Below are 12,807 nucleotides of genomic sequence, written 5' to 3' on the forward strand. Positions count from 1 at the left end.
AAAAATAAAATATCAAGTTGGTGATTTTTAATTTTTATCAATTTTAGAAAGCATATTATCTATCACGGAATCAGTCGGGGGATAATCTTTTGAGCTTTGTTTATGATGTTCATATGATAACAATATTTGTGCTTCTTTTAAATATGTTGTAAGGAGCTTTAATTTTGTAGGTTTTATGCTGCTATCCACCATTAACCATCTTTGTGTAAGGTTTTCCAGTTCTCTAAGCATTACTATTGCTTGCTGAATGTTTGTTGGAGTAGGATTATTCAGTAATTTTAAGATATAAGCATGAGTTTTTCCTGCTTCAGCAATAACTGCATTACCTGTATATTTACGTATGGCTATAAGGGAGCTATCATCTTGTTTTAGGCTGTTTACATTGTATAAAAATTCTTCTACAAGTATTCTTGCTGAATTTACAGGATTGCTATTTGGAGCTTTAGCTTCTTTAAATCTGTAAGGGCCAATTTCTAAAAGTTCTGATTTATCAGGATCAAGGTGTGCCATTGCAAATATTGTGCTTCCCATTAAGCCGTTGCCTTTAATGGCGTAGATTTGATCAAGTAAATCATCTGCTCCAAGTTGTCTAACGGCAATACCAGGATAGACAAATGCTTTATAGCCTATGGCTTTATTTATATAATTTATGCTTTCAACTAATTTTGGAGTGTTAGAGGAATATATCATTGGGTTTAATATGTCTACCCACCCTTTGTCAACCCAATTTTCCCAGTCTTGCTGGATTGAGCTCATTCTAGAGCTTCTTTCTGTGCCAAATACAGCAGCTGAAATTTGAATATCAGGTTTTATTTTTTTTAATCTGTAAGAAGCTTCCTGTACGAACTTTGTAACTTGCTTTGTTTTCCAGATATTCCAGGCTTTAATTATAGTTTCATCAGGCTTATCAAGTTTATAGCCCGATTCAATTTCAAATTTTTGTTTTCCTTCAGGATTATAGCCCATATAATTATTGACAGTTTGGAAAGGATATCTAATATAATCTAATTGAATTCCATCTATCTGATAATCAGTTGCCATCTCTTCTAAAATGGAAATTATCAGCTTTCTTGCCTTAATATTGGCGGGGTCTATCCAATATTCATGTTGATTTGCAGGAATCATATTGCCTGTTGGGCCTAGAAGAGCCAGGTCAGGATTTTTTGCTATTATGGGACCAGGATAATCATTTGGTTTTCCAATTATAGGATTGTGTCTTGTATTTCCTACGGCGAATATCCAGGCCCAGGCGTGTAATTCAATATTTCTTTTATGTGCTTCTTGAACCGCCCAATATAAAGGATCCCAGCCTTTAGTTTGTGGATTTTGCTCTGTTATTTCACTAGGGTAAATAGCATAACCTGCATTTAATGTTTCAAAGTATACGATATTTATTCCGATTTTTTGGATTTTATTGAATAAATCTGACATTTCTTTCGGGTTTTTAATAGCTACTATAGTGCCTCTGTCGAGCCATAGTGTTCTACCTTCAACAACATTTGACGGCACAACTTTTGCATATGCGTACATTGCATTTATTCTGGCTTTTTTAAGTTCTTCCTGTGCTTTTTCGTATTCGCAATTTTGATAATAAGATTTAGCCAGATTTTCCTGCATTTTTGAAATATATACGTGCTCCTGAATATCTGCAAGCGTTGTTGAACTTGCTTGTTTAAAAGATTCAAGAAATTCTGACGTATCTTGCCGTAATTTATTTATTTCACTTATTTTATCTTCCATCTCTTTAAATGCTAGTTTTGATTGCTCTTTAATGATAATTCCCGGCACTAATGACTCTATTGTTGACTTTATGGCAGCTACGTTAAATGAAAGTGTTCCATCATTACCCCACCTCCAGCTAATATAGCTACCTTTATTTGATATAGTTATTGCAGGAGAGGTTTCATTATTTTGATTCCAGGATGCAATTGGCTTTGAAGATGGATCTGAGAATATTGTGGCTATTCTTGTTGAAACAGGAAAGTAATTTTCCGGGATTTTATAATTATTAAGCCAATTTATCGTTGTTTTGTATGTAGTTCTTTGTGTGGAACCAAGCTGTACGCCTACAAGTTCAGCAAGTCTCTGAACCATTGGGCTAGAATAGGTATCAGGAAAAATTACTATAATTTTTCCACCTTCTTGTATATAGCTTTCGATTTTTGAGTATGTTTCCGGAGATAAGTCTGTTATTAAAGGGAGCACTATGATGCTGAAGTTTCTTACGCTTATAGTATCCAGCTCATTTTCAGAAATTATATTGTATTTTATATTTGTATTGCTAAATGTATAGACAATTTCTTGAAATAATTCACTATAATTGCCAATATGTCTGTTAGAATAAACTTTAGCGCTTGTATTACTGCTAATAATGCCTATTTGTGCAAATGCAGCTTGACAGGAGAATATAATAACAAAATTTAAGATTAGGAACAGGTTTAGTTTAAACAGCTTTTTATAAATATTCCTAATCATTAGCTGTTAGATTCCCCCATTTAAATCCGTATTACTGAAATAATTGCTTTAGTATACTCAATTAAGAAGATTTTTAAATATTGAATAGTATTCAAACATTAATTAAGTGGCTAAGCCACATTTTTAGGTCATCGATAATTCCAATAATACCTCAAGTCATTAAGTCTAAATACTTCAAAGCTTCTAATCGTTAACTTAAATCAGGTGATATTATCATCTATTATTATACTTTTATTTTCACTAATGGCTAGTCCTTTATTTAGCGGAAAATTTGCATATTGTAAGAAGTTTGTCATTTGAATAGTTCATTTAATATTCTACAAATTGTTTAGAAATTTTTTAATTAATCAAAAAGCTAATTTAGGAATAGGTTAATTTAGGTAATAAGTTAAAAATAGTTTTAATTTTGCTCTTTTTCTATAAGTGAATATAGTAAAATATTAATATGTAATGAATAATAATCATAAGAAAATATAAGAATGACAAAGCAATTTCAGTTAGTATCAAACTATGGTCCGGCTGGTGATCAGCCAAAAGCTATTCAATCTCTGACAGAAGGAATAAGGAATGGTTTTAGGAGTCAGACTCTTTTAGGGGTAACAGGGTCCGGTAAAACTTATACAATTGCAAATGTTATACAAAATGTACAAAAGCCAACTTTGCTTATTGCCCATAATAAGACTTTAGCAGCTCAACTATATAATGAAATGAAAGAATTATTGCCCAATAATGCTGTTGAGTATTTTATAAGTTATTATGACTATTATCAGCCGGAAGCATACATTCCTAGAACTGATACATACATTGAAAAAACAGCCAGCGTCAATGATGAAATTGACAGACTTCGCCATAGTACTACAAGAAGTTTATTTGAAAGAAAAGATGTTGTAGTTGTGGCAAGTGTTAGCTGTATTTATGGTTTGGGACTTCCTCAAAACTATTTTAGGGGTTCAATAAAAATATCTCTTGGGGATTTAATAGATCGTGATGACTTTTTAAGAGAGTTAGTAAATGTTCATTATGAAAGAAATGATATTGAACTTAAGAGGGGAACTTTTAGGGCTAGAGGTGATATTGTTGAAATTCAGCCATCTTATGAAAATACTATAATCAGGCTTCAGTTTTTTGGTGATGAGATTGAAAAAATCTCAAAAATTGATCATGTAACTGGTGAAGTGCTTGAAATTTGCGAAAATGTGATTATTTTTCCTGCTGTTCATTATTTATCAGGAACTGAAGATCTTCTTGAAACTTGTCAACTAATTAAGAATGAATTGGTTGAGAGATATGACGAATTAAAAAGCCAGAATAAGCTACTTGAAGCTCAAAGAATTTGGCAAAGAACCAGTCATGATATAGAAATGATTAGAGAAGTCGGCTATTGTAACGGAATTGAGAATTATTCAAGAATTTTTGAAAGAAGAGAACCAGGTTCACCATCAGCTACTTTGTTAGATTATTTTTCTGATGATTTTCTTGTCGTTATAGATGAGTCTCACGTTACTTTGCCCCAAATAAAAGGCATGTATAATGGGGATGCTGCAAGAAAAAGTGTTCTGATTGATTATGGATTCAGGCTTCCCTGTGCTAGAGATAATAGACCACTTAAAATTGAAGAATTCTGGGAGAGAGTTAATCAGGTTATATATGTTTCGGCTACTCCTGCTGAGTTTGAAAGAACAACTGCTGATCAGATAGTTGAGCAGATAATTCGTCCAACAGGACTTATTGATCCTGGAGTAGAAATAAGGCCTATTGAGAATCAGGTTGATGATCTTATAAGTGAGATTAAAAAACGTGCTGACAAGAATGAAAGAGTATTAATAACCACTCTTACAAAGAAAATGGCTGAAGATCTTTCGGATTATTTTCTTCAGCTTGGCATCAGAGTCAGATATTTACATAGTGAAATACTGTCACTTGAAAGAGTAGAAATCTTAAGAGATTTAAGGCTGGGTGAATTCGATGTATTAATTGGAGTAAACCTGCTTAGAGAAGGGCTGGATTTGCCGGAAGTTACACTGGTTGCAATAATGGATGCTGATAAAGAAGGATTCTTAAGGTCTGAAACAAGTTTAATTCAGACTATTGGCAGAGCTGCAAGAAATTCTTGCGGTAAAGTCATTCTTTATGCTGATAAAATTACTAACAGTATTCAAAGAGCAAAAGAAGAAACTGACAGAAGAAGGCAAATTCAAATTGAACATAACAGAATAAATAATATTACGCCTAAAACTATTGTTAAAGATATCAAAAATAACTTGCTTGAACTTGTAAATAGTTATAGAAGTGTCGAGGATGTTATAGCTGAGCAGATGGTAGAAATTGGTGCTACAATTGATGATCTGCCTAAAATTATTGATAAGCTCGAAAAAAGTATGCATGCAGCTGCTAAGATTCTTGATTTTGAGCGTGCAGCAGAGATTAGAGATAAGCTGAAAAGTCTTAGGGAAATTCAGAAATCATCTCCTGCTAAAGTTCAAACTAGCAAGATAAAGAAAAAATAAGGTGATATAAATCACCTAACTTAAGTTAACGCTTGATATCTTTGTAGCTGATAGACTTGACCTAAAGTTATCAGTCATAGTTGGAGCACTACTAAAAATAATAAGGCAGTTAAACAGTATAAAAAGATTTTCATCTATTTATACTGTTTAACATAGGTGGACACCCCGATCCTTATAACCGTCTTCCGACGAATTAAGCTAGGGTCGAGGCATCCTATATATATTATCCATTTAGGTTGCTTGGAATTGATGAAAGAAGTCCAATTAAATTTTACATTATTAATATAACATTATTTTATATAAACAACATCATCCTAAAGTGTTAAAATAAATATCACCCTTTTAAGGTTTATTAATAAAAGCTTAGGGATATTTATGTGAAAATCTGTCTTTGTATTTATATGTATCTGAGTTGTCAATGAATTAAATAGTTATCTATTTGTCTAATATTTCGTGTAAACACTGCTGTCAAAACTCTATTGGATTAAGAAATATAGATAAAATTAGCTTTATTTAGCAGGAATTATCAAGATTCTCAATTATTGTGCTAAATAAGTCTTCTATTTCAGCTATTGAAGTAACTCTTACTAGGTCAAATCTGTATTTGGTGGCGTTTCTTATGCCTTTTATATAGTGGCCAAAGAATTTTCGCATAAACTTAATGCCGTGAATCTCCCCTTTTAGTTCTGCTTCCTTTTTGCAGTGTATTAAGGCTAATTCTAATCTTTCCTGAATAGTTGGTTCTGGTAAGAGATTATCGTTTTGTATGTATTCTTCAATCCTATAAATTAAGCCAGGATCGCCTAAAATACCTCTTCCTATAGCAATTCCGTCACATTTTGAGATTTCAAGACAGGATTTGGCTTTTTCAGGTGAAGTTATATCGCCGTTTGCTATTACAGGAATTTTAACACTGTTCTTTGCCTCTCCTAAGGCATGCCAGTCTGCTATTCCTGAATACATTTGGGATTTAGTCCGACCATGAATACATAAAGCGTCTGCTCCTGATTCTTCTGCCATTTTTGCAAATTCTATGAAGTTTTTTGTGCCAGAGTCCCATCCTAATCTAAATTTGACTGTAACTGGAATGGAGACGGAGTTTTTTATTGAGCTGATTATTTGTGAAGCTAGTTTTAAATCTGTCATTAGCTTCACTCCGTCATTATTTCTAACTATTTTGGGGGCTGGACATCCCATATTTATATCAATAATGGTTGAGATTTCTTCAAGAGCCTTAGCTGCTTTTGCCATTAATTCTGGCTTATGGCCAGAAAGTTGAAAAGAAAGAGGATATTCAATTTTATTATGATTAATGATGCTTTTATCATGATTCATTAATAAGGCTTCTGAGCTTACCATTTCACTGGTAAGCAGACAATCTGAGGAAAACATTCTAACTATCTGGCGTAAAACAGAATCTGTTATTCCTGCCATTGGTGCAAGAATAACCTTACTGTTGAGTTGAACTGTACCAATAGTTAATTGAGCTTTATTTAGTTCTTGATATTGTTTTGTATTCATTTATAGTTTTTGGAGTCTTTGTTTTGCGTATTTTACGTATTCATCATTTTGGTCTTTTGAGCCATCTACGAATTTTTGATATGCTTTTTTAGCGTCAACTTTAAGATTTAGTGTATCATAATCAACTCCAAGAGCATAATAAGCGAGGATTAAAGTGTTATCTTTTGCCAATGCTTTTTTATAATCTTCAATTGCGGTTAGATATTTCTTTTGTGCATCATAAACCATGCCACGGTAATAGTAGGCATAAGCATTATTAAGGTCTGATTTTATAACGAGATTAAATATTTCTAGGGCTTTTAAGTATTTTTGAGCGTTGTATTCGTTTAATCCTTTATTAAGAAGTTCTTCATCCCTTGCGAGCTTGACAGCCTTAAGGGCTTCTTTAATGTCTCCATTATCAGGGTCCTGAGTTAAAGCCTTTTCATATACGATGTAAGCTTTTTCGTAATTTTTCTGGGAATAGTAGATGGTGCCCAGGTAATAAAGAGCAGCAGAGTTTTCTTTATCTAATTCCAAGGCTTTATTATAGGCAACTGCTGCTTCATTAATCTTATTTGCAGCCTGATATGCTGCACCAAGACTTACATATACATCGGCACTATCTCCATTCTCTTCAGCTATTCTTAAATAATCTTGAATAGCACCTTCATAATCACCTTGATTATGCTTTTTTACAGCTTGATCATATTTGGTAATTGTTGCAGATTCTTGGATTTGCGCTAATAAACTCTTTACTTTGGAATCATCAGGATTCACAACCAGCGCATTTTGTAGAGTTAAAATTGCTTCTGAATATTGCTGTTTTTCTTTGTAAATTGAGGCTATATTTAGATATGCATCTATTAATTTGGGGTTAATTACAATTGTTTTCTGATAAAATGCTAATGCTTCATCAATTTTCTTTTGTGAATGAAGTTGGTAAGCAAAGTTATACTGTGCAATAGCATCATTCTCATATGCTTTAGCCAGTTCACTCATTATTTGAAGGCTTTCATCAGGATTTTGGATTTCTTTCACAGCTTCAAATAATGATTTTTTAGCAGGAATATTATTGGGATCAATTTTTAATACTATTTGAAATTCATCTATTGCACCTTTAATGTTTCCTATCTGTTTTAAAGCTGTAGCTCTGTAATAATGTGCAAGTGGGTCAGTTGGATTAATTTGTAGGATAGAATCATAAGCTCTTAATGCCATTGGAAGATCGTTCATTGCCTGAAAAAGTGTTCCAAGGTTTAAGCTTAAAGTAAGGTTTTTGGGATCAATCGATTCGGCAATTTTGTATTCATTTAATGCATTTTGAAAATCCCCTTTTTTTTGTAAGACTACACCTAAATTCATATGTGCAACAGGGTCTCGAGGATCTTCTTGCAGTCTTGTTTTCCAGATATTCTCCAGTGAATTTATGATTTCTTTATTATTTTCATCAAGACTTAATGCAATATCATATTCTTTTACTGCTATGTCCAGGTTTCCTGCTTTATTTAAAGCTATTGCAAGTTTAGTATGCAGATCAGCCTGGTTAGTGTCAATGAGTAAAGCGTTTTGATAGTATTCTATTGCTTTATTATTCTTTTGAAGCACTCTCATAATATCCCCAAGTGCCTCGTATACTTCTAATTTTGAATTGGGATCAGCTAGTGCTTCCTGAAATTCAACAACAGCTTCTTTAAAGTTTCCTTGTCCTCTAAGTTCTTTGGCCATTTTAAGTCTGTTTTTTGGACTTAAATTTACTTTATATTCGGTTAAAACATTTCTTAAATTAGTAATTGCAGTAGAAAGATTTTCTTCTGTTAACTGTTTTTCGGGAATATTTTCGTCATATTTTAAATAATATATTGCTCTTCTGTAATCATTTGCTGACTTTGCAAGATCAAGTCTAAAGAAGTATGAACCTCTTGCTATATGAGCGGCTGCAAGGTTTACTCTGGTTGAGCTATCCTGAGGATTGAGTTTTAGTGCTTGCTCGAACTCGCTGATAGCTTTTGTATACTCATTTGATTTGTAATAATTTATTCCTCTCTGAGAATAATCTGCTGCGCTATTTGGAATTTCATTATATGCAAGCTGTGTATTAATTTCGTTAATTCCAGAAGAGTAAGTTTGAGCCAATGAATCATCATTAGTAGGCATTATAGGAGAGCTAGTTGCAGTTTGGCTAATAACCCCAGATGCAAGCAGATTAATTATTAAAATTGATCTAACAAGCCTATTTATACTCATTTCGGAATCCTCATATTCTTCTTTGCTAATTATATTTTATTAATCAATAAGTTATTTTTATTTAACATCTATTACAATATTATAGCTATTTTTTTGCTGAACCTGTTAGTTTATTTGTATTATTTAGCAATTTCAATTTTACACATAATAACATATTACTTTACTAAAATTATGTAGTCCTGACGATAGGTTTTCTATACTATTTGCTTGTGTAAAATGTTGGTTATATCAGAGAAAAATTACTATAAGCAAGTTTAGACTTAGAAAAATCACAATAATAAAGAGATCAAGGCTAATTGTTTTTATAGCATTAAGAATAGTAAATTAAATTTATTAATAATATTTTATTTTTTCTTTCTAGTATACCTGGTTTTAGAAGAAAGTTGCTTGAATTCTAAACAAAATCTGTTTAATACTTGGCAATTTCCCTAAATAAATTTAGTTTATTAACATATAGAGGGACAACGTATTAAATAACTAGTTAAGAAGGAGGAAAGAAATGGTTACGGGAATTGGTAATCTTGACCCTAAGAAATTTCAGGTTGGATTAAATGACGCAAAGCCCGGGCAAGGTATGAATAATACGCCTGGGCTTAATGCTAAATCTGACAGTATTTTTACTCAGGCTCAGCAAACACCTAAACCTGCCCTGCAAGATGCTGCAAAGCAACCTGATAATCAGCAGAATCTTGCACAATCGTTACAAGTTATTATGAAAATGTTACAAACCCTGATGGGAGACCAAGCAGCTGGTGCTCAAAAAGCACAAATTGATCCTGCAGCTGATGCTAAGGCCGAAAAGACTGATGATAAAACAGCAAAGGCTGAAAACACAGCTGATAAAGCTGATGGCAAAGCAGAGAAAACTGAGAAAAATGAAAAGGCTGAGAAAAAAGAGGAAAAAGGAGGATGTAATAAATAGCTTCTAAAATAAGCTAATAGATATGAGACCCCCTTACCAGGTTAGTAGGGAGGTCTCATTGATGATTTAGGTTTAAATAGCTTTTATACAATCCAGACAGAGAGTTTCATGCTGTTTATCTGTTCCAACTGTCTCTGAGAACTTCCAGCATCTATCACATTTTTCTCCCATTGATGGAGTTACGTAGATTTGATAGCTGTTTTCTTCATACTGGTTAAGTATGTTCTGCGGTTCTTCGTTATCTTCCAACAATACAGCTTGAGAAGTGATAAATATACTTGCTAGCTCTCCCTGTACAGTTCTTAGTCTGTTTTCTACATCAGGCTTATTGATAACTCTTATAAATACTGCAGTTTCAAGTGAGCTTCCAACTTTCTTTTCAGCTCTTACAGGCTCAATTGCTTTTGTTACAATCTCTCTTAGTTCTGCAATTTCATTCCATTTTGTATTTATTTCATCATTTATGAATTCTGATTTAACTTTTGGCCAATCTGAAAGTAAAATACTTTCAATATTGCCTTTTTGTGCAGGAAGTACGTGTAACCATACATCTTCTGCAAGGTGTGGTGTTACAGGGACCAGTAATCTTGCTAAAGAATGAAGTGTTTCAAACAATACTGTCTGACTTGATCTTCTTGCAAGAGAATCTTTACCTGCTGTATATAATCTGTCTTTAACTATATCAAGATAGAATGAGCTAAAATCAGAAGTGAAATTTTGCATAAGTTGATAATATCTATAGAATTCATATTTATCAAATGCGGAGCTTACGCTTTCAATGAGTTTTTGTAGCTTATGCAGAGCATATTTATCAATATCACTAAGGTTTGAATATTCTACATAATTTACAGCCGGTTCAAAGTCATATAAGTTACCAAGCAGGAATCTGCAAGTATTACGTACTTTTCTGTATACTTCAACTAACTGTTGGATTATATTCTCACTGATCCTTACATCGTTAGTGTAATCGACACTTGCGGTCCATAATCTTAATACATCTGCCCCGTATTTGTTTATTATACTTTGTGGTTCCACAACATTTCCAAGGCTTTTACTCATTTTGCGCCCTGATCCGTCAAGTACGAAACCGTGAGTAAGGACTGACTTGTAAGGAGCTCTTCCTTTTGTAGCTACGCTTGTAAGTAATGATGATTGGAACCAGCCTCTATGTTGGTCTGAACCTTCAAGGTACATTTCTACAGGTGTTTGACCTAGTTCAGCTTTTCTTGCATCAACCACTGTTGCGTGAGTTACCCCACTATCAAACCAAACATCCATAATGTCTGATTCTTTCTTGAATTCACTACCTGAACATTTAGGGCACTTATACCCTTCAGGTAAGAGTTCTTTTGCTGAATATTTTATCCAGGCATCTGATGATTCTTTATCAAATCTATTAGCTACGCTGTTAATAGTTTCATCATTAATAACAGCTTCGTTACATTCTGTGCAATAAAATACAGGAATTGGAACGCCCCAGGCTCTTTGTCTACTTATACACCAATCGGATCTGGACTCAACCATATTGAATATTCTTTGATAATTATTTTGAGGAATCCAGTCTACATCGTTTATTGCTTTTAATGCTTGATCTCTAAATGCATCAACACTTATAAACCACTGTTCTGTGGCTCTATAGATTACGGGATTCTTACATCTCCAACAATGCGGGTAACTATGTAGGATTTCACCATAACCAAGAAGTGCGTTCTTGTCTCTTAGATCTTGAATAATTACTTCATTTGCTTTATTATACCTCATCCCCTGGTATTGACCTGCATCTTCAGTAAATATTCCTTTATTTGTAAGAGGAGATAATACACCGATTCTATATTTTGTACCTACTTCATAGTCTTCAAGGCCGTGTCCTGGTGCAGTATGAACAGCACCTGTACCTGCTTCAGTAGTTACGTGCTCTCCAAGAATGATTAAACTGTTTCTATCATATAATGGATGTTTTGCATTAATATATTCTAATTTTTCACCTGTAGTTGTACCAAGAATCTTGTAGCTGTTTTCTTCCCAACTTACATTAGTTGCAAAGCTTTCCAGGAGGTCAACAGCTATTATATAAACTTCATTTTCGCCTTCTTTTTGAATAAATGCGTATTGTAGTCTTGGATGTAATGCTATTGCAAGGTTTGCCGGTAATGTCCATGGAGTTGTAGTCCATATTACCATTGAAAGAGGATTATCTATATTTAATTCTGCAGTTTGGTATGCTTTTTTAGCTTCTTCTTGTTCTAAGCTAAATTTTACATAAACACTATGAGATTTATGATCTCCATATTCCACTTCTGCTTCAGCAAGGGCAGTTTCACATTCAGCACACCAGTATACAGGCTTTAATCCTTTATATACATAGCCTTTTTTATTTATTTCGCCAAATATACGGACTTGCTCAGCTTCAAACTCTGGGCTGATGGTTATGTATGGGTGTTCCCAGTTGCCCCATACTCCAAGTCTCTTGAAGTTTTCTTCTTGACCTTTTAAGTTGGTCATAGCAAATTCTCTGCATTTTTTTCTTAATTCTTCTGGAGTAAGGGCTTCCCTTCCACCTTTAATTGACTTAACAACAGCATTTTCAATTGGAAGACCATGCCCGTCATAGCCAGGCACATATGGGCTGTAGAAACCTGATTGAGCTTTATACTTTGTTACTATGTCTTTTAAAATCTTATTTAAAGCTGTTCCTATGTGAATTTTATTAGAGCTTAAATATGGTGGGCCATCATGGAGTACAAACTTCTCAGAGTTTTTTCTTTGAGAAACATTTTTTTCATAAATATTATTCTCGTTCCAGTATTTTTGAAGCTCAACTTCTCTAACAGCAGCATTAGCCTTCATTTTAAAGTCTGTTTGAGGTAAATTTAGCGTATTTTTATAGTCAATTTTTTGTTCTTCAGTCATTGGCTTAACCCTTTATCCAACATTATTTATTCATAAATAGTATATGACAAAAATAACTTTTAGCGATTCAATATTAATCAATGTGAATAATAGCGAACTTAAAAAATAATTATCTTTTCCCAACAACATCTTGGTAATATCCATTACCTAACTTAAGTCATCGATTATAGCCTTTTAAACAGGCAGACTTAATTTAAAGCTATCAGGTTGTAGCACTATTAATATTTTAATTTATATAAAACTAAA

At 33.2% G+C, this 12,807-nt stretch carries 6 protein-coding genes; 2 read left to right on the forward strand and 4 right to left on the reverse strand.

Annotation, left to right across the window (positions count from 1 at the left end; all coding sequences use genetic code 11):
- Positions 1-27: 27 nt before the first annotated feature.
- The gene (locus A2255_10860) at positions 28-2,475 is read right to left on the reverse strand and encodes a hypothetical protein (GenBank protein OGI22636.1); all 2,448 of its coding nucleotides are present in this window, start codon (positions 2,473-2,475) and stop codon (positions 28-30) included.
- A 479-nt stretch (positions 2,476-2,954) separates the two neighbouring features.
- Between A2255_10860 and A2255_10865 the strand changes: the two genes are divergently transcribed.
- Positions 2,955-4,982 (forward strand): excinuclease ABC subunit B, encoded by a 2,028-nt coding sequence (locus tag A2255_10865; protein ID OGI22637.1) that lies wholly within the window; start codon positions 2,955-2,957, stop codon positions 4,980-4,982.
- Between the two features lie 513 nt (positions 4,983-5,495).
- On the opposite strand, the gene A2255_10870 is transcribed toward A2255_10865, so the two are convergent.
- Entirely contained in the window at positions 5,496-6,503 is a 1,008-nt protein-coding gene (locus A2255_10870; protein OGI22638.1) for a tRNA dihydrouridine synthase DusB, read from the reverse strand.
- Complete coding sequence (locus tag A2255_10875; GenBank protein ID OGI22639.1) at positions 6,504-8,729, reverse strand: hypothetical protein; 2,226 nt, start codon at positions 8,727-8,729, stop codon at positions 6,504-6,506.
- 499 nt (positions 8,730-9,228) lie between these two features.
- Between A2255_10875 and A2255_10880 the strand changes: the two genes are divergently transcribed.
- Positions 9,229-9,651 carry a hypothetical protein gene (locus tag A2255_10880; GenBank protein OGI22640.1) on the forward strand — a complete coding sequence of 141 codons (423 nt, stop codon included), beginning with the start codon at positions 9,229-9,231 and terminating at the stop codon, positions 9,649-9,651.
- 72 nt (positions 9,652-9,723) lie between these two features.
- On the opposite strand, the gene A2255_10885 is transcribed toward A2255_10880, so the two are convergent.
- A complete protein-coding gene (locus A2255_10885) occupies positions 9,724-12,543 on the reverse strand; it encodes an isoleucine--tRNA ligase (protein ID OGI22641.1) in 2,820 nt (939 codons plus the stop codon).
- Positions 12,544-12,807: the final 264 nt, after the last annotated feature.

The sequence above is a fragment of the Candidatus Melainabacteria bacterium RIFOXYA2_FULL_32_9 genome, from assembly GCA_001784615.1.
Classification (GTDB): Bacteria; Cyanobacteriota; Vampirovibrionia; order Gastranaerophilales; family UBA9579; genus UBA9579.